Here is a 23,143-nt window from a genome sequence, read left to right on the forward strand (position 1 = left end):
AGGATAATGGTGAAATACTAAGGAAACACAAGGATGGCTGTCAATTTTGTTGGAGGATGTTTATGTGGGCAGATCCGTTTTACTGCGATTGGCGTCCCTCGTAACCCTCATACCTGCTCATGTAAAATGTGCCAAAGACATAGCGGTGCTCTAACCGTTACATGGGTAGAGTTCGCAAGTGAAGAGGTAAGCTGGGATGGGCCGGGCGGTGCTCCTAAGGCGTGGCGTTCATCGGATTATTCATCGCGCGCTTTTTGCCCTGAGTGTGGTAGTACATTAGGTGCAATAGATGACGCACCTGTCATTGCATTGGTGCTCGGCGTTTTTGATGCCAATAGTCGTAAAGCCCTAGAACCCAAATCTCATTCTTATATTTCAAAAAGGCCAAAATGGTGGCGCATAGGATGAAGTTAACCTAAGCGTCGTATGCGAGTATATTATGACTTATTACGCTATCGAAGATGCGTCGTGGCCTGAGATCCTAACGCTACAAAGTCAGGCGTATCATGATGTTGCGCCGGAAACTGTGGATATCCTAAAAAGTAAATGGATGCGCTCGCCAAAGAGTTGTTTTGTTTTTAAACAACATCGAGCCGTGGATGCCTATTTATTGGCGCACCCTAGCCGCCGAGTTTGTTTACATTATACCAATCTACCTAAATACTTGCTCAATTTGAAGGAGCAAATCTGACGCTAACTGTGTTAAAAATTTCTTATTTAGAACAACTAAATAGCAAAATTTTTGCCTTGTTATCGACAAGATTTTCTTGCCTCAAAATAGAGCACTTAATTCAGCAAATTGGTATTACTTCCTGAACAGCCGCCTAGTTCGTCGTTGTTTCTACATGACCTAGTTGTTTCACAAGCCGTATCTGGGCAGGGAATTGGTGCCTTGATGATTAAACGCTTAGTTGAGCTGGCGACTCAAATGGGGTACTGTCGCATTCGGCTCGTGGCTGTACAAAATAGCGTGGGGTTTTGGTTGATGTTCCAAAGCCAATTAAGGTATGCAAAAGTTATGGTGAAGATGCGCTGCTGATGGAAATGAAAGTGTAAGGTGCGCCAGCTAAGCTTGGAAGGAAAGTAGCCATACGGTAATTTACGATGATTAAAAAAATAGTAATTATATTCTCACTGCTGTTTGCATCTAGTCACGGCAGTGCCGATGAATTAAAGCCATTCACAAGCGATGGCTGTAGTGCATTTCCTGATGGTACTTTGGCGCAAAATGAACTGTGGCTAAGTTGTTGCACGGCACACGACCTTGCCTACTGGAAAGGTGGTACCGCTATAGAGCGCGAAAATGCCGACATTGCCTTGCAAAAATGTGTTGCTGCGGTAGGTCAAGAAGAAGTGGCAACCTTGATGTTAGCGGGTGTGCGACTTGGTGGGCTTCCTTATTTACCTACGCCATTTCGTTGGGGGTACGGGTGGTCTTATCCTAGACGTTACGCCGAATTGACCGCTGAAGAGATAGAGCAAGTAAATAAGCACATGGCAAAACTAGCATTAGACAAAAAATAAATTGACGCAAAGTCAAATTCTGTATATTTTCTCCGCGATGTTTCAATGAGGGCCATACAGTCAACTCGTTAACCCAATATTAGGCAGATCCTCACACGCCATTAAGTGCCTGTGATTTTAACCTTTTGTTCTGAATTTGGGAAACGGATAAGACTGCATCAACCGCTGTTTATAGCCGATGTTGCGTCCCTTTTTCCGCAGCTCAAATTCCTTTGATTTGGGAAATTCGCATGGCTGAGCCAAGTGCAATTAGCATCATTCCCCCAGTCGTCGTATTGACGCTTGCAATTATCTTACGTCGTCCTATCTTGTCCCTTGTCTTAGGGGCGCTTGTAGGACTCGCATTGTTAGACCCTGCCACCGTATTGGCAAATTTTGCTGATGCTTCGCTAAAAGTGATGGGCGATGAAACCATCGGCTGGCTTATTCTGGTATGTGGTACGTTTGGTGCTTTGATAGCATTGTTGGTGCACACGGGTGGTGCCTTAGCATTTGGTCGCAATGCACTGAAAATGGCAAAAGGGCCAAAGTCGTCTTTGCTTATGACCTATTTTTTAGGTGTGATCATTTTTATTGATGACTATCTTAATGCGCTGACGGTTGGTGAGACGATGCGTCGCGTTACCGATAAGTTTAAGATTTCTAGGGAAATGCTTGCCTATGTAGTGGATTCAACCGCTGCGCCTATCTGTGTTCTAGTACCACTTTCGACTTGGGCAGTGTTCTTTGGTGGTTTACTGGTTGATAACGGTGTCGCCGGAGAAGGACAGGGGATCAGCACGTATATTCAGGCCATTCCTTACATGCTGTATGCTTGGGTGGCTGTAATTATGGTGCCACTGGTGATATTTGGTGTTGTTCCACTATTCGGCCCAATGAAAAAAGCAGAGCTTGCAGCTAAACAAGGACAGCCTGCGCTTGAGCAGGTTGATTTGGAAGAAGTGCATACACCGGATCACTATGCTGCAAAAGCCATTGAGCAGGAATTTGAACAAGCCGACACTCAAGGCAAACTGGTTAACTTTTTAGTGCCCATTGGTTTGTTGGTGGCGTTTACGGTGTATTTTGACATTGATGTATGGAAAGGCTTGTTAGCGACTTTGGCTGTGACTATCCCATTTTATATGGTGCAAAGGTTGATGCCGCTTGCAGACATGCTTGAGCAAATGATCAATGGTTTTAAATGCATGCTACCCGCGATAGGAACGGTTATCGCCGCATTTATCTTTAAGGATGTGTGCGATCAGCTGCTATTGCCACAATATGTGATAAATGCGCTGAGTCCTTATATGACAGCTGGTTTACTGCCTGCGATGGTGTTTTTATCTATGGCTATTTTGGCCTTTGCAACAGGCTCTAGTTGGGGGATCTTCGCTGTGACTATTCCTATCGTGATGCCATTGGCCGTTGCTGTAGATGCTAATATTCCTCTGGTGATAGGTGCATTGTTGTCGGCATCATCATTTGGTAGTCAAGCGTGTTTCTACTCGGATTCTACAGTATTGGCAGCTCAAGGCTCAGATTGTAACTTAGTCAGTCACGCCATCACTCAGCTACCTTATGCGTTGATTGCGGCTGCTATCGCCTTTGTTGGCTTCTTGTTCATTGCATAATCGCAAGTAAATTTTAGGGTTAGTTTTGCTAATCCTTCGAAGCTAACTTTCTAAAATACATTACTCTATTGCTCAAGTCTTGCTAGGCTATATAATCAGATTCTCAAAGTGTAAGGATAGCAATGTTCACACCTCGCAAGTTGGCCGAAAATTATCGCGAACTGATAAGTAGTATCGGTTTCTACCCCTCTTTACTTGCAGTTGCATTTTTTATTTTCGCGCTCATAACCACGGCACTTGAATATGCAGCTCCTATCAGCAACTTTAAGGAGCTTATAGCGATTGTACTGGTCGACAGTGAAGAGAACGCACGAACCATCTTAAGCACGCTCGTGGGTAGTATCATCTCATTGACGGTATTTAGTTTTTCAATGGTGATGATTGTGCTGAATAATGCCAGCGCTGGGTTATCACCTAGAGTGTTGCCGGGCCTGATCACCAGAAAGTCACACCAGCTGGTATTGGGGTTTTATCTCGGCAGTATCATTTATGCCATCATTATGCTGATAAACATTCGTGGTGTGGGCAATGGTGAAACTGGGATCCCGGCGTTAGGAGTTTTATTTTCGCTGGTGTTTGGACTGATCTCATTAGGCTTTTTTGTATTTTTTATCCATTCAATCTCCCGCGCCATACAGGTCGATAATGTGCTAAATGACCTGTTTAACAACACCAAGAATGAGATGAAGAATATTATCACCAAACAGCAAGAGCAGCCTTTTGATAACTTTCCTGACTTTTCGAGTTGGCATAATTTACCCAGCACAGAAGAGGGATATTTTAAGGGAGTACACAGTGACAAACTGTGCGGGTTGTGCGAGCAACATGACTTAAAAATATATATTGCAGTTAAACAAGGGTTTTTTACCGTTAAAGGCTATCCGTTTCTTAAGTGTAATAAGGATCTTAGTGAAAATGAGGCGCTACAGGATGCGTTACTTGGCTGTTTTATTTTTTATGTTGAAGAGTACATCAGCGACCATTATCGCTATGGTTTAACACAAATCTCGGAGATTGCAGTGAAGGCCATGAGCCCAGGGATTAATGACCCCGGTACTGCGGTAAAGGCGATTGATATGCTGAGTATTTTACTTATCCAGCGTTTGGATATTTGCGATGTGAACTACTCCTTTAAACACGCTAAAAATGAGCCGCTTTTATATATTCACGAAGCGTCTTTTGATGAATTATTGCATGATAATTTTACGCCGATAAGAAACTATGCAAAGACCGATGGCTATGTCATGGTTAATGTGTTGGAAGCGTTTAAAAATATACTGTTTCGCTCAAGTGCGGATCAACAAGCGACGGCAAGTTTATTTAATTACTTAGAGGCCATCATCGACGATGTGCGCAATACCATCACTAATCCGTTTGACCGTCAACGGATCATTGAAATGCTCGAGGCCATTGAGAAAATTAATGGCGACAAAGGAGAAGCGCTTATTACTCAATTTACACGAGAATAAGCGCGAACCTTTTTAATTCAGCGCAAGCTTAGCAAGACCGGCGGCAATGGCAGAAAGGGAGAGTAACCTGAGTAAAATGATGGCAATATCAGAGCTGCCGCCTGCAGACGTATTTCGATAAACTAAGGGATAATCAAAGAATATAAGTAAGTAGAGTAAGTCAAAAAAACCGATCCGAGTGCCGTTGAGTTCTACTTTTGTACCATCTTTTAATAAGATTTCGGCAAAGCATAAATTGGCCGTGGTTTTTATTCTTCCGCCTTTGCGGTCTTTTAATAGTAAGTAATGAAAGGTGATTTCAGTAATATCTTCTCTAGCAATTTTTTGCGTGCCAGTTACCTTTGTTTTTATTGCTTTGGGCGAAATGGTTAATTGGTTTTTCGACACGTCCATCACCCATTGAGAGCCAAAGCCAAATTTTTTGTACAGCATGACTCTTTTAGTGAAAAAGATAATTAAAAATGCGATTAAACAAGCAGGAAAGGCAAGGTAGCGAGGGTACTCGCCATCAATAAACGACGCTGTGATAGCCAAGGCGAAGACTAATAATGCAAATAAAAATTCAGCGCCACCGGAAAGCATGCCCAGCGCTGCGATAGATTTGAGTGATACTTGAGAGTTATCGTTCAACTCATTTTTGTTTTTTAGAGTCACATATTTGAACCACACTTTATCCGTTAGTGATAAATCGAGTGTGTGTTTAGCTAACGACATAGGGCACCTCCTTGATATTAATAAAAGCAATGATCCTGATCCATTTATATCGTATTTCCGTGAAACTTGGAAATTTTTCAACTGGTTGCGTTGTGTTTTAACCAAGAGATTGATACTTTTTTGGTCATCAATTGGTACAATTGTGGGAACGCTTTTAGGAAGCGGAATATATGATCCAAAAATTAAACAATCGCGATGCGTTGGTGGCTAGAGAGATTTTCAATGTATTTCAACGCTCATACAAAATAGAAGCAGAGTTAATTGGGGCGAGTTATTTTCCGCCTTTATCTCGAACGATAGAAGATATATGCGGTGCGACGAGTCACTTTTATGGATATTTTGAAAATCAAAATCTTGCTGCTGTCATTGAAATTGTCATTGTTGAGAAAACGCTAGAAATAGATAGCCTGACCGTTGATCCCAGTTATTTTCGCAAAGGGATTGCGGGTAAATTACTGCATTTTGTGTTAGCTGAGCTGGGTGCGGAGAAGGTAATAGTTGAAACAGCTAGCGCAAATATCCCCGCCATAGCGCTTTATCAAAAGTATGGATTTATTGAGTTTAAACGTTGGTTGCCCACACATGGAATAGAGAAGCTGGCGTTTGTATCAGTAATTAAACCCGCTCAATAATAACTCATCCTTAAGATGATAAAATGTACACAGTAAACTTTTTTTGCTATAAAAGGTACGAACTCTAAAAATAAATGTTACAACAGGCTAAGGAGAATTCGATGATTAAAGGATGTTTAATAGGCATATGCGGCTTAATTACACTCAATACAACAACCGCTTATGCAGAAGATATGGAAATGGATTTTATTAAAAATGAGGTTGAAATATCATTTCAGCAATATAAAGATGGCTCAATTGAAAGTGGAATCTATGCTCTAGAGTCGTTGGCTAGGCTTTTGAATCAAGCGGAGTCCTCAAGTGTTCGTGCTGAATTGGGGCCCAATATTTTAGCATTTACTTACATCCGTATCGGATTATTGCACGAAAAGCTTGGAAACTCACTAACAGCTGAGCCGTTTTTCGCAGCAGCCCAGCAAAATCTTAGCAAAGAGTTTAGTGCAGAAAAAGTCACAGTTAATGAGCTAAAGTCGATGGTGAAACAACTCGATGAGATGTCCATTTAGTATTTGTGTAAATTGATTTGCCAATATTAAGTGAAAATATCATTAATGCTTAACTCTTAAACGTTATGTGTCAGAACACAGTGAAAGAGTTTTAATTTATTCTTTAATGTCATAGAGTTGACATACCTATGTCGCCTAAGTGGCGTAATCAGTAGGAAGGTCTCCGAGTATAGTTGAGCTAACTAATACAGGAGACCAATCATGGAAATGCAAATTAACAAACAACTTATAAAATCGAAAAGAGTAGAGCGGGCGTGGAGTCAATCCGAATTGGCACAGGTTTCTGGGCTAAGCCTGCGAACCATACAACGTATTGAAAAGTCAGGGACGGCATCGCTCGAGTCGATAAAAGCACTTGCTGCGGTTTATGAAGTTAAGGTGATAGAAATTCAACATCAGCCTAAGCTAAAAGGTGCCAAATTAACACGCAAAGCTGCGGCATTTTTTGCAGGTACTGCTGTGATGGCTGCAAGTGTTTTTACCTTAACGGCGTCAGCTAAGCCCGTGATGGTTGACCTTATGCTAACCTCTCAGGGACAAACGCTGGCTGATGTTCAGGTTTTGAATGACGAAGGCGCATTCAGCGAGATTGTATTTTCAGATAAGCTAAAAATTCGCCTCACCTCAAAAATTGAACAAGAAAACCAAGTGAAAATAGTGACCGAGATTTACAGCTTATCTTCTGAGGGTCAAGTTCTTATCGCTTCCCCCAGTGTTACGGTTCAACATCAAAAACAGGCTGAAGTACACTTTGATGATTATCAACTCTCGTTGTCACCAAATCTGTAATACAAAAAGCTCAGTAAGTTAAAGCAAACTTACTGAATTTTTTTCCGATTATTGAAGCAAAGCAATAACCACACTAAACAAGTCAGTATAAATTGTCATGTAAACTTGATGTTACTCAATTTCTGGTATGTTATATTGTATCTAAAATGGTGCAAGGTTTATTTTATGATCACAATAACGGATGGACCACTTCATCTTTACCAAGTGGAGCAAGGTGGTATTTTGGTTACAGGCATTTTGGCCGAGCTTGACGTTTCAGTGTTACCTGAGCAAGCGATTCTGCCTCACGAGTCGGTTTCGGTTACCCATGCTATGGCGCTGAAAAAGCGTGTTCAGCTCGAGAAGTTGCTGTTACCCCCGTGTCTTTTGGTCGGAAAACTTAATTTGGACAAGGTGCGATGGCAAGCGGAATGTGTTGAAACTGCGCAGTGGCACAGTGATTGCGGTGAGTGTACTCATCGCCTCTATGCTGTTGAAAATCGTCACGTGCTACAAGAATTAAGACAGCAGATCGCAATGCACCAACAATGGCTAATTGCTGATGGACATCACAGGATGTTTGCTGCCAGCCAACGTCATGCGCCTCAATCTCGGATGATGGCATGGTTAGTTCCACAGCAAGATGCGGTGATAACGAGTTTCGCGGTGCAGGCATCTTACACACAAGCTGTAGATGTTACTAAATTCAAACAGCACCTTAGCGATTTTGATATCTGTGAATCCCCGGAGACTGAGGGCGATTATACTATTTGGTTGGGGAAAGCTGCTTTATGTTTTGCTCTCCAACGCGCGACAAGCGATTCTTATCTTATTCAGACCCAGTTGCGTAGAGCACTGCAGGCACTGCCAGCGTTTGAGGAGCTGTGGTCTAAAAATAAAGTTGAGCTAAGTGATGACGCTCATATTGTAACCGCCATCTGTCGCGCCCCCATAATTGAAGACATCTTTGCTGCTGCCAAAGCAGGCAAGTACTTTCCAGAAAAGTCGACCTTATTTACTCATAAGGCCGACAGCCAAGTACTTTACCATATAAATCAGCAGGCAGCTTGTGCTTAAAAGCCCTCACAGAGGGCGATACTTACAACTGTTTAAAGGCTTCAAGCACCCTAAGGTTTTGCTCCGGAAGCCCGATGCTTACTCTTACAAAATGATCAAAACCTGATTCTAGCCAAGGTTTTATCATTATTCCTTGTTGCAGCAGCAAAGATGCGACATGCGCAGACGGCTGCTTGACATCAATAAATAAAAAGTTGGCTAGACTTGGCGCGACAAAATAACCCAGCTCGGTGAGGGCGGCGCTGAGTTTTTCCCTTTCGCTATTTGTTTGCGTGACCGTGTCTACCAAATAGGAGGGATCTTGCAATACCGCAATCGCAGCAAGTTGTGCTAGTCGATTTACATTGTAAGGTGTACGTACGCGGTGCAGATAATCCGCCAACTGGGCATTTGCCATTACGCCGTAGCCCACTCTAAGCCCTGCAAGACCATAGGCTTTGGAAAAAGTTCGTAATACCGCGTAGGGACGAGGCTGTGTTTGAAGTAGTGTTAAGCTATCGACAAACTGTTTATGGCCTTGGGCATATTCGCAGTACGCTTCATCAATGACGATAACCGTATTGAGCGGACAGGCATCAATGAGGCGCTGCAAATTATTGGCATCAAACGTACAACCTATGGGGTTGGATGGGTTAGCAAGCATAAGCATTTTTAAATCTGGGTGGCATGCGATAGCATCGAGCCAATCATCAATTCGATAGGACAAATCGCTTTGCATCGGCACTTCTAGGACCTTTGCCCCCATCATATTGGCGTAAATCCCATGAAGCGCAAAGGTAGGCTTGGCCACTAACACCTTATCGCCTTGACTGAGGAAAGCTTTACAGAGCATTGAGAGTACATCCTCAGAGCCATTGCCGAGTACAATTTGTTCTCTGGCAACGTTAAGTTTAGTTGCCAGCTGCTCATTTAGCTCAGTGCATTGGCTGTCTGGATAGCAGCTAGCGGTATGCAGTTGTGCTTTAAAAGCATTAAGCGCAGCAGGACTTGGCCCTAAAGGGTTTTCATTCACTGAGAGGTTTATCATATTGGGGTGGAGATTACGCGCTGTTGCTTGCTCAATGGTTTGTCCTGCACCATAGGGCGGCAGTGCAATGACTTCTTTGCGGGCTGGGTTTGGCATTGTCGTTGTCATGCGTTTTGCTCCTTGAGTGATGTGGGCTCAAGCAAACGGTTAGCCCTATGATTAAAAAGCCAAATCTCAGATAGTGCTGTGACTGCAAGTCCTAACATTAAGGCGTACCAAACGCCCAAAATACCCAAAGAGAAAAACTCTTGAAATAACCACGCACCGGGAAGACCAATGCACCAATAACCAATTAAAGACAGCATTAGGGTGCTTTTAACATCGCCAAGTCCACGCAAGATACCGAGCCCGATATTTTGCCACGCGTCAAAAAGTTGCAAAAAGGCGGCAATAACGAGTAGCTCTATAGCGATAACAACGACGTCGGAGTTTTGTAATTCTTCTGCACTTAAAAATGGCAGCAGTACAAACTCGGGTGTGAATAAATAGATTAAGGCGAAAACAGACATGACCACGGCACCGCAAATAATCCCCAAATTGCCGATGCGTTTTGCATGATGAAAGTCCCCCGCAGCATTGGCTTCGCTGATGTAAATAGAACAAGCAGATGAAATGCCAGCAGATACCATAAATACGATGTACACCATTTGGCTTACCACGTTGTGGGCGGCTAAGGCATTTACGCCGAGTGTTGCCACAAACAACGCAAGCACGGTGAAAAAACCAGCTTCAAGCCCGTAAGTTGCGCCAATTGGCACGCCCATTTTCCATGTTTTACTAAGTGCTTCACGGTCGGTTTGCCAAAACTTTATAGTGAGGTAGGGGCTTAGTACGTCATCGCGCTTGGCAAATAGTACAAACAGTAAAAACGATAAATACAGCACGATACACGTGGCGGCTGCAACCCCCACAAAGCCGAGTTGTGGTAGGCCAAACTGACCAAAAATTAGACCGTAATTGAGCACGATAGTGAGTACAACAGATACACCCGTTATTAACATCAATGGCCCTGGTCTTTTCAATCCAACACTAAAATGCCGCACGCTTTGAAACCAAAAACAGGGTAATAAGCCCAAAGCGACAACGGTTAAATATTGGGTCGTCAAATTGGCAATTGCCTCGGATGTACCGATAAACCTTAAAAATGGCTCTATGGCAAACATCGCGGCGGCGAATAGCAGACCCAAAAATGTTCCGATAAGCATGCTGGCGTTAAAAAGAGGAGTGATCTGATCTAGTTTAGCCTTGCCGATTGCATCAGATACCAAATTACCCGTTGCCGTGACTACGCCCGTTCCCATGGTTCTAAATTGATTAAAAATACCAATGGCGAGGCCGCCTGCAGCCAGTTCTAACGGGCTCAACATACCGAGCATGATAAGATCTATCGTTGCAATTGCCACGTAGAGCAGATTGGTCAGAATAAGCGGCCCTGCGAGCTGACTTACTTTAAAAATATCGGCGCGCGCTGAAGCTACCATAACGTTACTTCCTCCACGTTTTCTTGTGTGATGGCAAAGTCTGCAACCGCTCTTCCGAGTGCCACGTCAGTAATGATCATGCCGCTGTTATAGACAAAGATAATTTCATCAGGGTGGGTTCGTGCCGGCTTTTCACCATTTAGTATTTCCGTCAATGTCGCATCAACGGCGGGTAGCTTATCGTTCTCGTCTAATAAATCGTCTCCGGTGACCTTCATTTGTTCTGCATCCGTTGTGAGCAATCTATCAGCTCGGTGTAGCACTGGCTTTTCGATCCCATAGCCAACTAAAATCACCACAGCGCCCGGTTTTAACCATTCATATTTAATGTTCTCTTTGGCGGATAACCCAGTAACGGCAAGGATCACATCGGCTTGTCTTACTGAAGCTTCTAAGTCTTGTGATACCGCAACTTGTCGCTGTGGGTGATGCTCCTTTAGTTTTTGCTGAACCGCTTCCAAACCTGCTTGATAGCTGCCGTGGACGGTTAAGTGTGTGAGTTGTGGTAATGCCGTGACGAGCATTGGTAAAGCGATTTGCCCTTGAACACCTGTTCCTACAACCAACGCATTTTTGGCATCTGAATGAACGGCATACTTTGCAAACAAGGCGGAGGTGGCTGATGTGCGCATAGGGCCTAGTTCTTTTACATCCATTAGGGCCACAGGGTGGCCTGTGGCATCATCGCAAAGGAAAATAAAGGAATAGAATTGATATTGGTTACGACTTCTGTCTGGGTCGTATTCATAGACCACCTTAAACCCTACGGTATTACTTGCGGCATCTCGGCCAGCCATACTATAGGCAATGGATCGACCATCTTGTGGCGTCATAATCACTTTGAGTGGGTTGGCAGAGTCAGGGTGGTGCAGTGAACGAAAGGCATTTTCCACCACCTCAATGACTTTACTATAGGGAAAATCAAGTTGCGCCAGTCGGGCTTCATTTAGTATCGGCAGAATAGTTTGTTGGGTCATGGTTAGGCTCTCGCGGCAGGTTTATATTGCGTTAATAGGTCATCGAGCTCTTGCTCGATGTTAATGTCGATAAGGTCGTGTTTTGCCATCCAATCATCATTGAATACCGTATCGAGATATTTCTCGCCACCGTCACAAACGAGCACTACAAATAAGCTATCGGCGGGGGCGGTTTTTAACGCCTGTAGCGCTTCGTATATAACTCCTCCAGCCGAGCCACCGACCATTAGGGCGTAGTGCTTGGCAAGGTACCTGGCGGTATTAAACGCTTGTTTGTCAGATACCTTCACGCCTTTGTCGATAAGTTCATACTCAATAACGGGACCTATCTCAGCGCCTTCCGGCGTCCCCGTTCCTGACTGATGATAATTCAGTCCTGGTCCACCAAAAATCACAGACCCTACAGGTTCAACTCCAATCGTTGTGAGGTGATGACAACCTAAGTCGCGCAAAGCCCTTGTTGTGCCGCATAGCGACCCACCTGTGCCAACCGCACCAACAAGGTGACTAATGTGTTCACCAAGTTCATGAAAGACCTCTTGCGCAAGTCCTGTATAACCGCGGCTATTGGCAAAATTATTGTGTTGGGCGGTCCAAAATGCGCCTTGCTCTTGTGCCAGCTTTGCGGCCATTGCATCGCGAATATCAGTCGATAAGCTGTCGTCTCCGGCTTCGCTAACGCAGATCACCTCCGCGCCAAAAGCTTTCATATTGCTGATTTTCTCTTTTGCCGCATGGTTATCCACAAGTGCGGTAAAGCGATAGCCACGCTCAGCTGCAAGCAGCGCAAGGCCAACGCCGGTATTGCCAGAGGTTGACTCAACGACCCAGCCCCCCGGCTTCAGTTGGCCACTGGCTTCTGCTTCATCTAACATAGACTTCGCCATTCGGATCTTAGTGCTACCGGTGGGGTTAAACTGCTCAAGTTTAAGATACAGTTTGCTACCGTTTGGTAGACTTAAAAACTGCATTAGCGGGGTATTACCAATACTTTGCGAAACCCTTAAATAGGGGGTTAGGGATAATGTCGAGGCGAGTGAATGCTGCGCATTTATGTTCATAAATAGGCTCCTTTACGTTGTGTTGTTGGGTGTTTTTTTAGCTAAGTAGTTGCCAAGAAAGTCTGTTGTGCTCCCACGTTACGGCGATTTTTCGTGGCAATGGCATAGAGTGAAATTCAGATTCATTCGAATCCATTTGATATCCTGCAGTGTTGAGGTAAACCATTAGGTCATCGCGCTGCGGTAGTTGCGACAAGGGAATAAACCGCCAGCTTATTATGTCGTTATCTAGGCAGGTTGCGCCGCCAAAAGCAACGCGATACGTTCCTTGTTTGCGGTTTGAATGTGCCGTGAGTAACAGCGGACTCGGCAAGTATTCGCTTTCAAACCACTGTTCTGACAGTGATAAGCTTGAGCCCGAAAGTGTGGCGATATGGCAGTCTGATGTGCCTAGGTGCGGCTTTGTCCCTTGCACTTTAAACAAGCTAATGCCAGCCTCGTCGAGCAGTGCGCGTCCAGGTTCAAGCATCAATGTAAGGTTCCTTTGGCGTAATGCCGCTAATGCGGTTTGTCCATGCGCGTTCTTCACTGCCAAAATAGCGTGTAAGGTGTCCGCAGGGCTTTGTTTGTTATGGTAGGGATAAAATCCTGCAAAGGTTTTATCTGCAAAAAAGCATTCAAAGTCCAAGGCTTGTTGCCACTGCTCATTCTGTAAGTAGGAGACGGGCAGGCCACCGCCAATATTCACTTTTGATGGCGACAGCCCCATTTGCTTGGCCTCGTCTATTGCACCGACTAAGGTATGGATACTCTCGCCACGTGCTTGTGGGCAGTACCCGCTTAAGTGGCAGCTAAATCCTTCTAAGCTTACCCATTCCTTGTATTCTCGGCACTGTGCTAATAGCGGCGTAAGCTGGCACAGTGAACTACCAAAGCGTGAGGCTTTAGTTGGTTGTGTTTGTAAACGCAGTAGCACTCGCGCTGGGCGCTTTCGCTGGCGGGCCAGTGTAATGATGGAGCTTAACTCAGCACTTGAATCTATGGCGACAAGTGCTTGATGCACAAGTGCTAAGCTAAGTAGTGCATCTGATTTATGCGGACCAGATACACCAATTTTTACACCTTGAATACCACCGCTTAGGGCAAGTTCAAACTCTTGCACGCTAGCCACGTCTATCCCTATATCGTGATTGGACGCGACTTGAGTAAAACATTGGGCTTTGTTGGCTTTTTTTGCAAAATAAATCTCATGCTCAAGCCCGAGCTTTATACAGTTGGCTTGCAGTGTTTCGATATTTTCCGCAAAACGCTGAGGAAACACTAAATGTAGCGGCGCTCCCAATGCTGCCGCCCATTCAAATAACTTGGCTTGGTGCTCCGATAGCAGGCTCTGCGTTTGCGGATGCAATTTTGCAGTGAAGGCATCACTCATACGACTAACACCTCTTTGTTGTTTGCACTGTCTATCTTGTTGACACGGCGTTTTGCTATAAGGAGCAGGCCGACGGCTAGTAGCAGCAACCAGATTAATGGCGTGTAGTTGTTCACTGGTGTGGCAAAGTCACTGCTAAATTGAGGAATATCAGCTAAGTCCGTGAGCGTTGGCTTTGCGCTACAACCCTCACAAGGAGCAAAGTCTCCTTTTTGATTGGCTTTGGCGATTTCGTTGGCAAAGAAACCTTGTAGTGCTTGATGATGAGCTTCAACTTCCGCCATGAAGGCGTGATGACGTGCTAATCCATTGCCCGCTAAATCAACCAGCAGTGTTTGTGCGATGAGTGCGGGGGAGAGATACTGTAGCTTTTGTGCATTATGTTGCTGTGCTTGTTGCGCAGTTAAAAAGCGTAAATCTTCGGCCGCCATTGCGCGTTCAACAGAATTAATGGTGGCGATTTTTTTGGTTGCGTAATCGCTGGAACCACTGCCATTCTTCGCAAGTTCTGGATGATCTTGAAAATACTGAGCTAAGGTCTTTTCACTCGCTTTTTGGGCATCGTCGCTAGCGGCACGGAGGCTATCTATATAGTGAATTCGTGAAGGGGTTGGGTCAAGCAAAGCGATGCTGGTATTGACCAAAGCTGGAACCACAATCACCCAGGCAAGCCAACAGGTGACTAAGGTAGCTGCGTTGTTTGCTGCACTTTTGGCTCTGCTATTTACCCAAGCGGTTAAGGCAATCCAAAACCCAGAATAACATAGTGCGATAAGGTTATAGCTCAGCAGTTCAACCACTCCTAGCTGCTCTCGTATTGTTATTAAAAGCAGGCTACTAATACTTAAAAATGGCAGCACAATTAACGCGCTTCGCAGCAATAATTGATAGGTCAGAAGGCGGGTCGCACTGCCTCCTTGAAGCATCAGTAGTCTTAGCTGCCCATCTTGGCGTTCACTTGCCAAGGCATTAAAGCAAATGCCAATAATGAGCAATGGCAGTAAGTAGACAATCACAAAACTTAAATCGAACTGGCCTAACAACAGAGATAGCGGATGAACATAGTCATATTGATGAACGATGTGCTGTTTCTCTTTGATTAGCATCTTAAAATAGTAAGGTAATACGTCGGCTTGCCCTGTTGCGATTGGCGACGTTGCAAGCGGGGTTTTGGTGGCGTAATTTTGCATTAAGTAAAAAGCCTGTCCGCGCAGGTCGTATGGGTCTTCCCACCATTTATAGTCTGCTGTGCTGGCGAGTCTTTCTGGTAATCCAGCTTTGGCATCTTGGATGGCCTGTTGCTGCATTTGCTGTGCGGCAAGTACCACGTCATGCTGTTTTTTAGCAAAGTAATGGGCGTTAAAAAATGCCACTAGTGCAAGCATGGTGGTGGTCACAAACAGCGCGAGTACGAGCTTTTCTCGCCAGAGGTTTTTAAACTCAGTAGCTAACATTAAGCGTTTCATCTTTGCTCCTCCAAGCGCAGTTTTTTAATCGCGAAGAAACTCAATAACACTAGCACAATCAACCAAAAGCTCAGGCTAAACAGGCTGATAACGTAGTGAGGCAGGTAACGAATGAAATTGGGGTATTGGAATGCGAACTTTGGGATCTGCTGCCATAATTCCTCGCCCGCGGTGTAATGTCCGTCCGCCTTGTGACCGTGATCTCTTTGATTAAAGTTAAGCACCTCTTGCATCAGGCGGCGGTGCTGCTCTGCCGCATTCTCAAATGCTTGCTGGTGGGTAAAGTCGCTGGCAGCGGTGGCCATCGACAGCGTTTGTATCGCGATAAACGGCGTTAACATTCCTGCAAGTTGATAGCTTTGTGATTGCGCTTCTAGTTGAGCTAAACGCGCTGAAAATAAGCGGTCAAAGATTTTATCAGCGTATTGTTCACCAAATTGGAGTTGCGCTCCGGCATAGTCAAAGGGCAAGTCTTCCACATTGCTGACACCATATTGAGTCAATGTTTGTTGTTTGAACTTTGCGATTGCTTCAACTCGTGCTTCGGTATAAACCTCACTTTCAAGCTTTGCTTGAAACGCTTGACCTGAACCTTGAGGATGAATGGTGGTTGCGATATTCATCGCCAGTTTTGGTAGTAAAAGTGTTGTAAGGGCCCAAATGGTTAATAGCGCTATCAATGCGCGCCTTACCGTTGGAAGTAAACTTGAAATCGTGGTGGTGAGTAACGACCAGAGCAATAGGTAAACCAAATAAAATAGTAAAAATAGCCAACTTCTGAGTGTATGAGGCTCCGCGCTTGTTACTTGGCTATAAAGTAAAAAAAGCGCGACAGGCAATAAAAATAAGCAAGAAATAGCAAAAAGCAGCGCACATTTGGCGATAAACAACTTAGCTGGGCTTGCGCCCGATGCGAGCAGTTGTTTTAAGGTGCCTTGCTCACGCTCTCGGGCAAGTAGTGGGTAGCCAATTAATATAATCAATAGCGGTAGTAACACTTGCAGCACAAAGGCGGGTGATAAGCTACCAAAACGTGACATCGGCAAGTTATCTTGCGCACTTCTAAACATGCTATCGTTGCGAATATGAGCCTCAAGCCTCAACACATTCCCTTGGTATGCTTGTAATCCCGCGTCGAGTGCAGCCAATGGGGTGGTGGGTTTGACCACATAAATACCGTAGTGGGCGGCGGAATGGGGACCTTTTTCACCTTGATTTAACCAGCGTAATTGCTCTGATTGGGACACTTCCGTGACGGCTTGCTGATAGCTTTGGTGGCTTTTAAAACCAGTCAAGCAGGCAAGCAAGAGCAGCAATACTGCAATGCCTCCAAGCCAAAGCGCTTGTCCCTGTCGCTTGGTATCGAGCCATTCCTTTTTTAATGTCGTTTGAAACATCAGACACCCACCTTGATATGTTTGAGGTAAACGGATTCAAGTTGGACTTCTTGCAGTTGTTCATAGACTAAGGTATCGACTAATTGCCCTTGATTGATAATTGCCACGCGATGGGCATCTTCTTGAGCACGGTATAAGTCGTGGGTCGCCATTAAAATCGCGACGCCTTGCTTTGCTAATGACTGAATGAGCTGGCTAAATTCATGGCTGGCTGAAGGATCAAGACCTGATGTAGGCTCATCTAAGATCAATGCCTTGGCTTGTTTTGCGAGGGCAATGGCTATGCCCACTTTTTGTCGCATCCCTTTTGAATAGGTTGCAACGGGTTTGTCTACAGCGTGACTTGGCAGTTTTACTTCACTGAGCAGTGTGCGAAAGGCCTCGTCGGTCTTTTCTATGCTGGCCATTTTGCTGAAATACGCGAGATTCTCAAGTCCGCTAAGTCGCGGATAGAGCGCGACTTGTTCAGGAATATAAGCCAGTTGCTGCCTTGCCGTTACTACGTCATGTTGTGGATTAATTCCAGCGATGGTGATTTCCCCGGCATCCGGTTGTAAAAAGCCCAGTAAGCAATTAATCGTGGTGGTTTTACCTGCACCATTTGGGCCTAGCAGCGCTAGAATTTCACCTTGATGTACGCTCAAGTTTAATCCCTGTAACGCTTGGTATTCACCAAAGCGCTTTTGCAGGTTATTGATTTGAATAACAGGTGTAGTCATGAATTATCCTTAAAAGCTCACGCTTAATGAGGCGATAAAGGTGCGGCCACGACCGGGAGCGACTCCCCAGTCTATGCCTTTGGCACCGCCAGATAGCCAATATTCTTTGTCGAACAGGTTTTCGGCCTTGAGTCGTAGCGTGGTGTTAATGTCAGTAAAGTGGTATTTAGCGCCCAAGTCGAAGCGCGTGTAGGCTGGTAGCTTTAGCGTGTTATTGACGTTTTGTTCGCGCTCACCAACATGGAAAATACCCGCATTGATGCTTAACGCCTCCCAAAATGGCAGCTGATAGTCGACATAGAGATTTGCTTGAAATTCAGGCACATTGGCTGGGGTGTTGCCATTAAGCGCGGGCTCGCCGTCGAGCTTATCTAAGCTGGGGTCCATCAAGGTGATGGATGCTACGGTTGCAAGACCGTGAGCCAATGAACCACTAGCATTGAGCTCAATACCTTTATGTGACTGGACACCGTCTTGCACGAAATAGTTAGTAATGTGATTGTGGTACTCCAACATTTTTTCTATTTCGAAGACGGCTATCGAGTAGTTCATGGTGTCCGTTTGGTATTTTATGCCAGCTTCAATTTGTTCGCTTTCTTGTGGGCCGAGTGATTCGCCCTCGTTTATTGCACCGCTGCCGATGACTGCAACGCCGCCTTCCCCCGCGCCTTCTGAGTAACTGGCATAAAACGCGAGCTGATCGCTTGGGTTGTAGTTAAGACCTATGATGGGGGTATTAAAAGTTCGGTCGTCTAGCGTGGTTTTAGTTTGGCCAGGTAGAGTTTGCTCTTTTTTGTATTGAATATGACGCAGCCCTAAGGTGGCATAAAATACATCGTTAAAGTGCAAGGTATCTGTGATAAATAACGCGCTTTCAGAGGCTTCAGTTTTGGTTGGTTCTGGATAATCAGGGAACTGCGGTTTACTGCTATGAATTGGATTGAAAATATTGCCAACGGGGTTGGTTAACTCAAACCAACGCCCATCCTTTGACTCATAATCACGAATACTAACGCCGACGACTAGCTCATGTTCAATTGCAGCGGTGGTAAGTTGACCGCTGACAAAACTATGTGCGGAGAGTGTGTCATACGTTTCGTCTGGGGTAATGTGGATAGCGGCAGACAGCACATTACCTTGTGTATCAACCGAGTAGATATCAGGAAAAACGGTAAACCTGTCATTACCAGAAAGCGCAGCTTGGTTTACCCATTGCCAGGAGTCGTTCAACCAAAAATCAGCACGTGCGGCAAGGTTATATGACTCGGTTTGATACTTTGCCCAAGGTTGTCCGAGCAATACATCACTGGTGTCGACATAGGGCGGTAATATTTTACGGTCAGGATCATTGGGGTCGCTGGCAAGTCCTATCAAAGGCTGTGATACAGTGCTTTTGTCTTGGTAATCGCCGTCTAATCGGATAAATAGGCGGTCTGAGACTTGCCAATCCAGTGCTGCACTAAAGAAATAGCGCTCTAAGTCATCACCACCGGTAAAGTCACCGTTTTTCTCTGCTGCGGCATTAATACGATAGCCGAGCGTTTGCTCTTCGGAAATTGGCCCACCGAGGTCGATGTGTAAATACTTTCCTCCACGGCTACGTACTTCTGTTGTGACATCCAAAAAGGCGTCCATGGTAGGGCGCTTTGTCACATAGTTGATGGTACCGCCGGGGTTGTTAAAGCCTGATACGAGACTTGACGGGCCTTTAACGATATCAATGCGCTGAATATTCTCTAGCGGTACATCTTGGTAGGGGGCAAGCGCTAAACCGTCGCGTCTTAGACCGTTAGTCCAATCTAGTTGAAAGCCACGCAGACTCACAAAGTCGAAAACCGTACCAATTGAGGTATTTTGAACAGAAGCATCGTTGGCAAGCACTTCGCCTAGCGTTTTTACTCTTTGATTGCTGATCAGTTCTTCAGAAAATGATTGAATGGAAATAGGAAGAAGCTGTGGATCTTTCATCCCCAACGCCGAAGCGTTCACGTCTCTCGTGCTGTAAAGAGGCGCGCGAGTGCCATGCACATCAATTGTTTCAATGGATTGTTCGGCAACACTAAGTGAAGAATATAAGCTACTAAGCACGCTAACTGTCAGGAGTGACCTTGTCATTTTGTTATTCCAACTGCAAAAACGAATGTGAAAAGAACCATCATTTATTTGATACAAATGATTATTTTTAAAAATGTTATAACGTAACGATCTTAATCATGTTTTTGCGTGTTTGAAAAGAGGGGAGTTATTGCCAAAAGGTTATCCTTGGTGATTTTTGTTGTGAAAAGTGAAATTAATGTAGGTCGTTCAAAGTACCGGCTTTACGTGTTGAAAAAGTATAAATCTCAACAAGTATTATTTTTACAAATAAAAATCGTTCTCATTAATTTGTTTTTAAAGCGGGTGAGTTGATTTTTTGTTGTGAATTTTTGTATAAAAAACAATGTGAAAGTTTGTAAATGGTTTGCGTGTTATTCAGTACATCGAGCTTAATCTCACTGAATAACGCTGAACATATGCTCAGAGAAGTGCTTGCTGCTTGATAAAGGTAACGAGTTTCTCAGCAATGTCTTGATGCTCTGAAGCGGTTGGATGCCACACACAGCCTTCTAATGGTGAGTCGAATGTATGACTGTATAGTTTACTGATATCTTGCTGATTAAGCTTTGCAATTGCATCGTGAGTTGCTGGAATAATAAAGTTATATGGATATGCCGGACGAGGCATATAAATAATGGGGACTGCAGGATATCTTGCACGCAGCTGTTTGGTGAAAACGACCATCGTTTTTACCCACTGCGTTTTGACTTCATCAATAGTTTGCCAAGGCTCTGCAGGGGTTGGATCGGTACTAAAGTCATTGGTGCCTACTTCAATGACGATAAGCTGTGGAAACTTGTCTTCAAAGCCAGTGTTGTCGGTAAATACTGCTGACATTTTGTCGTAGTAACTACGCAACGTATGATGTGGTTGATTGCCGCCCCAATTTCGAATTAAGCCTAAACCTGAGTATGAAACTTGGGTAAAACTGGCTCCCAGCTGTTGCGCGCTCATATACGGAAATGCTTTACGCGCGTTACTTAAATCAAGAATTTCACTCCATTCACACTGTCTTTGAGTGGACTCACTGCCAAAGCCTGCGCTAATTGAATCGCCAATAAATAAGATATGGGGCTGTGGCTGCTGGATTGAGTCTAATTTTCCGTCCACATCAACACTTAGGATCTGGGTATTGTGGTCATAGTGCTCCCAGCGTTTAACGAGTTCAATTGTGACGGTTTCTGTCTTTGTACTTTCAAATAGCGTGAAGGTCTCCGCAACACCATTGGCGTTGGTCTTTAGCTTTTTTGTAAATTTGCCATCAATCAATACATCGAATTGATCGCCATAGCCCATCAACTCGATATGAAAGGCACGACCAGTGAGCTTGGTATGCAGCTGGCTACCCGGCCAATTAAAACTCACACTGCCATCGGCATAGTTTTTACTGACGCGTCCTTCATAATGAATCGCATGATGGGTCGCTGCGTGATTTGCGGCACTGGCTACACTTCCAAAAGCTAATAAAGCCACCGTAACTAACGTTTTTAACATGTTGTATTCCTTGTAGGGTTATTCATTGAATAATGTAACTGGTTTAAATAGGTTGTGAGTTAATTTGGGCTTGAAAATTATTCACTTAACAAAGGAGAAAATAGAATATATCACTGGCAGGAAGAGAGTCGCTCAGGTACATTACTCTATGTAATCAGGTTAAGGAGAAGTAGCTGATGACGATTGTAGAACAGATAGTTGCTAGAGATATTGAAGCGGTTATTGTATATGAATCAGAGCAGGTGATTGCGTTTGCCGATCACGACCCCATAAACTTTGGCCATATCTTAATTTGCCCCAAATCCCCTTATGAAACGCTTCTTCAGGTCCCTGAATCCATACTGGCTGAAATCCACCGCGTTGCGCGTGACCTTTATGTGCGAATTGAGCGTAAATTTTCCCCAGATGGGATTACGCTGGTGCAAAACAACGGGCATTTTAACGAATTGAGCCACTATCACCTGCATATTTTCCCCCGCTATAAGCGAGATAGTTTTGCGTTTGGACGCGATGGGCTCAATATTAAACCTCAAGAGGTTTTGCGTACCTCACTTGAGGGGTTATAGATGCTCGGGGAAGTATTAATTAAGGTTGTTGTAACGCTATTACTTTGTATGTCACTCGTCTGGACTTTGTTGCCTTGGGCGTTTGGGTTATTAAATTTCCAAAACAAACATGGCTACCCACTCTACAACATTGGCCGAGTGTGCTGGTGGGTAATGGTTGCTATGCATCCCGTATTTGCTATTGGCATTTGGTTTTTCGATGCCAGTTTAAGTAAGTTAATATTTAGCCTAGCGGCAATGCATTGCTTTTTTGGGATAATGTTTGCCAGAAATGTAAGCACGCAATAAATCAAAAGGTCATAAGTGAAGATTAACATCAATGCGATTCAGGGCGAGGATGCGGATGCCATCAATAGGTTAATGCGTGAAGTCTCAGAGGCTGACGTCTTACCGAATTTTTCGCAGCTTGGCAAAGACACTTATCTAAACGAAATAATACCTGAAGTAACTCAAGTCATGTGCAACGCCAACTTTGTCGGTGCCAAGGCGTTGATAAACGGTGAGCTGATCGGGTTTGCTTTATTAAGAGACGGTAACTACCTCACCCATTTATTTGTTGCTAAGTCAGCTCAAGGTAAAGGGGTTGGCCGGCAGTTATTAGATACTGTGTTAGCGAGTACATCCGCAGCTCAAATCTCGCTATGTTCATCGCTTAATGCAGCATCGTTTTATCTTGCGCTAGGTTTTCAGGCGACAGGGCAAGAAGCACAGAAAAACGGTATTAGATTTGTTCCAATGAAGTTAGACCGAACTTAAGCAAGGATATTTTATGACATTTCCAATTAACGGCTCGTGCCAATGTGGTGAAGTAAGCTACACGTTAAAAGCAGCACCTAAAATGGTGGTCGCCTGTCATTGTAAGGCTTGCCAAAAACTGTCAACCAGCGCATTTAGCATTACAGCCATTGTTGATAAAGACGATATTGAATTTTCGGGTCCGATGAAGGAATGGCGACGCCCTGCTGACAGCGGTAACGTTAGCGGAGCTAAGTTTTGCCCAACTTGCGGCAATCGCATTTACCACTTTAATCCAGCAGAGCCGAATTCAATTAAACTCAAACCAAGTAATTTGGACGATACTCGCCTTATTCAACCGACGGCCCATGCATGGGTTAGTGAAAAGCAAGGCTGGTATACCATCCCAGAGGGCGTCATCGTATTTGATAAACAGCCTTAGCCTGCT

General features: G+C 44.6%; 25 protein-coding genes. 14 read left to right on the top strand and 11 right to left on the bottom strand.

Features of this window, described 5'->3' with window-relative positions; all coding sequences use genetic code 11:
* The first annotated feature begins 33 nt into the window (after positions 1–33).
* From L3V43_RS10195 to L3V43_RS10220, 6 genes are all read left to right on the top strand, one after another.
* On the top strand, positions 34–408 hold the full coding sequence (locus L3V43_RS10195) for a GFA family protein (protein WP_237116593.1): 375 nt from the start codon (positions 34–36) through the stop codon (positions 406–408).
* Between the two features lie 31 nt (positions 409–439).
* On the top strand, positions 440–691 hold the full coding sequence (locus L3V43_RS10200; protein ID WP_237116592.1) for a hypothetical protein: 252 nt from the start codon (positions 440–442) through the stop codon (positions 689–691).
* A gap of 144 nt (positions 692–835) precedes the next feature.
* Positions 836–1,039, top strand: coding sequence for a GNAT family N-acetyltransferase (locus tag L3V43_RS10205; protein WP_237116606.1), 204 nt, complete (start codon positions 836–838; stop codon positions 1,037–1,039).
* A gap of 65 nt (positions 1,040–1,104) precedes the next feature.
* The gene (locus tag L3V43_RS10210) at positions 1,105–1,524 is read left to right on the top strand and encodes a hypothetical protein (RefSeq protein WP_010605173.1); all 420 of its coding nucleotides are present in this window, start codon (positions 1,105–1,107) and stop codon (positions 1,522–1,524) included.
* Positions 1,525–1,754: 230 nt separating this feature from the next.
* Positions 1,755–3,137 carry a Na+/H+ antiporter NhaC family protein gene (locus tag L3V43_RS10215; protein ID WP_237116591.1) on the top strand — a complete coding sequence of 461 codons (1,383 nt, stop codon included), beginning with the start codon at positions 1,755–1,757 and terminating at the stop codon, positions 3,135–3,137.
* 122 nt (positions 3,138–3,259) lie between these two features.
* Entirely contained in the window at positions 3,260–4,606 is a 1,347-nt protein-coding gene (locus L3V43_RS10220; RefSeq protein ID WP_237116590.1) for a DUF2254 domain-containing protein, read from the top strand.
* A gap of 12 nt (positions 4,607–4,618) precedes the next feature.
* On the opposite strand, the gene L3V43_RS10225 is transcribed toward L3V43_RS10220, so the two are convergent.
* Positions 4,619–5,320, bottom strand: coding sequence for a hypothetical protein (locus L3V43_RS10225; RefSeq protein ID WP_010605170.1), 702 nt, complete (start codon positions 5,318–5,320; stop codon positions 4,619–4,621).
* A gap of 170 nt (positions 5,321–5,490) precedes the next feature.
* Between L3V43_RS10225 and L3V43_RS10230 the strand changes: the two genes are divergently transcribed.
* From L3V43_RS10230 to L3V43_RS10245, 4 genes are all read left to right on the top strand, one after another.
* The gene (locus L3V43_RS10230) at positions 5,491–5,952 is read left to right on the top strand and encodes a GNAT family N-acetyltransferase (protein WP_235367591.1); all 462 of its coding nucleotides are present in this window, start codon (positions 5,491–5,493) and stop codon (positions 5,950–5,952) included.
* 101 nt (positions 5,953–6,053) lie between these two features.
* Entirely contained in the window at positions 6,054–6,458 is a 405-nt protein-coding gene (locus L3V43_RS10235) for a hypothetical protein (RefSeq protein WP_010605168.1), read from the top strand.
* Between the two features lie 201 nt (positions 6,459–6,659).
* The gene (locus L3V43_RS10240; protein WP_102057064.1) at positions 6,660–7,247 is read left to right on the top strand and encodes a helix-turn-helix transcriptional regulator; all 588 of its coding nucleotides are present in this window, start codon (positions 6,660–6,662) and stop codon (positions 7,245–7,247) included.
* 165 nt (positions 7,248–7,412) lie between these two features.
* Positions 7,413–8,303: a DUF1015 family protein gene (locus tag L3V43_RS10245; protein WP_237116589.1), complete on the top strand. Its 891-nt coding sequence runs from the start codon at positions 7,413–7,415 to the stop codon at positions 8,301–8,303.
* A 22-nt stretch (positions 8,304–8,325) separates the two neighbouring features.
* Here the strand turns inward: L3V43_RS10245 and hisC are convergent, their stop codons facing one another.
* The 10 genes from hisC to L3V43_RS10295 all read right to left on the bottom strand — a co-directional run bounded on the left by hisC (position 8,326) and on the right by L3V43_RS10295 (position 21,394).
* A complete protein-coding gene (hisC, locus tag L3V43_RS10250) occupies positions 8,326–9,438 on the bottom strand; it encodes a histidinol-phosphate transaminase (RefSeq protein ID WP_237116588.1) in 1,113 nt (370 codons plus the stop codon).
* Positions 9,435–10,811 (bottom strand): MATE family efflux transporter, encoded by a 1,377-nt coding sequence (locus L3V43_RS10255; protein ID WP_237116587.1) that lies wholly within the window; start codon positions 10,809–10,811, stop codon positions 9,435–9,437. The genes hisC and L3V43_RS10255 overlap by 4 nt, the downstream gene beginning before the upstream one ends.
* Positions 10,805–11,788, bottom strand: coding sequence for an ornithine cyclodeaminase (locus L3V43_RS10260; protein ID WP_235367597.1), 984 nt, complete (start codon positions 11,786–11,788; stop codon positions 10,805–10,807). The genes L3V43_RS10255 and L3V43_RS10260 overlap by 7 nt, the downstream gene beginning before the upstream one ends.
* A gap of 2 nt (positions 11,789–11,790) precedes the next feature.
* Positions 11,791–12,849 carry a cysteine synthase family protein gene (locus L3V43_RS10265; RefSeq protein ID WP_102057059.1) on the bottom strand — a complete coding sequence of 353 codons (1,059 nt, stop codon included), beginning with the start codon at positions 12,847–12,849 and terminating at the stop codon, positions 11,791–11,793.
* Positions 12,850–12,886: 37 nt separating this feature from the next.
* A complete protein-coding gene (locus tag L3V43_RS10270) occupies positions 12,887–14,221 on the bottom strand; it encodes an alanine racemase (RefSeq protein ID WP_237116586.1) in 1,335 nt (444 codons plus the stop codon).
* Positions 14,218–15,687: a DUF3526 domain-containing protein gene (locus L3V43_RS10275; protein WP_237116585.1), complete on the bottom strand. Its 1,470-nt coding sequence runs from the start codon at positions 15,685–15,687 to the stop codon at positions 14,218–14,220. The genes L3V43_RS10270 and L3V43_RS10275 overlap by 4 nt, the downstream gene beginning before the upstream one ends.
* Positions 15,684–17,084: a DUF3526 domain-containing protein gene (locus L3V43_RS10280; protein ID WP_237116584.1), complete on the bottom strand. Its 1,401-nt coding sequence runs from the start codon at positions 17,082–17,084 to the stop codon at positions 15,684–15,686. Before L3V43_RS10280 ends, L3V43_RS10275 begins: the two co-directional genes overlap by 4 nt.
* Complete coding sequence (locus tag L3V43_RS10285; RefSeq protein ID WP_039497249.1) at positions 17,084–17,803, bottom strand: ABC transporter ATP-binding protein; 720 nt, start codon at positions 17,801–17,803, stop codon at positions 17,084–17,086. The genes L3V43_RS10280 and L3V43_RS10285 overlap by 1 nt, the downstream gene beginning before the upstream one ends.
* 9 nt (positions 17,804–17,812) lie before the next feature.
* The gene (locus L3V43_RS10290) at positions 17,813–19,918 is read right to left on the bottom strand and encodes a TonB-dependent siderophore receptor (RefSeq protein ID WP_237116583.1); all 2,106 of its coding nucleotides are present in this window, start codon (positions 19,916–19,918) and stop codon (positions 17,813–17,815) included.
* A 402-nt stretch (positions 19,919–20,320) separates the two neighbouring features.
* Positions 20,321–21,394 (bottom strand): SGNH/GDSL hydrolase family protein, encoded by a 1,074-nt coding sequence (locus L3V43_RS10295; RefSeq protein WP_237116582.1) that lies wholly within the window; start codon positions 21,392–21,394, stop codon positions 20,321–20,323.
* Between the two features lie 176 nt (positions 21,395–21,570).
* Between L3V43_RS10295 and L3V43_RS10300 the strand changes: the two genes are divergently transcribed.
* Genes L3V43_RS10300 through L3V43_RS10315 form a run of 4 tightly spaced genes read left to right on the top strand, consistent with a single transcriptional unit; the run spans position 21,571 to position 23,137 of the window.
* Positions 21,571–21,960, top strand: a complete 390-nt coding sequence (locus L3V43_RS10300) for an HIT family protein (RefSeq protein WP_010605155.1) — start codon at positions 21,571–21,573, stop codon at positions 21,958–21,960.
* Entirely contained in the window at positions 21,961–22,248 is a 288-nt protein-coding gene (locus L3V43_RS10305) for a hypothetical protein (RefSeq protein WP_010605154.1), read from the top strand. It abuts the gene before it with no gap.
* A 15-nt stretch (positions 22,249–22,263) separates the two neighbouring features.
* Complete coding sequence (locus L3V43_RS10310; protein WP_237116581.1) at positions 22,264–22,716, top strand: GNAT family N-acetyltransferase; 453 nt, start codon at positions 22,264–22,266, stop codon at positions 22,714–22,716.
* 13 nt (positions 22,717–22,729) lie between these two features.
* Entirely contained in the window at positions 22,730–23,137 is a 408-nt protein-coding gene (locus tag L3V43_RS10315) for a GFA family protein (RefSeq protein ID WP_102057053.1), read from the top strand.
* Positions 23,138–23,143: the final 6 nt, after the last annotated feature.

The organism is Pseudoalteromonas sp. L23 (assembly GCF_021728455.1).
Taxonomy (GTDB): Bacteria; Pseudomonadota; Gammaproteobacteria; order Enterobacterales; family Alteromonadaceae; genus Pseudoalteromonas.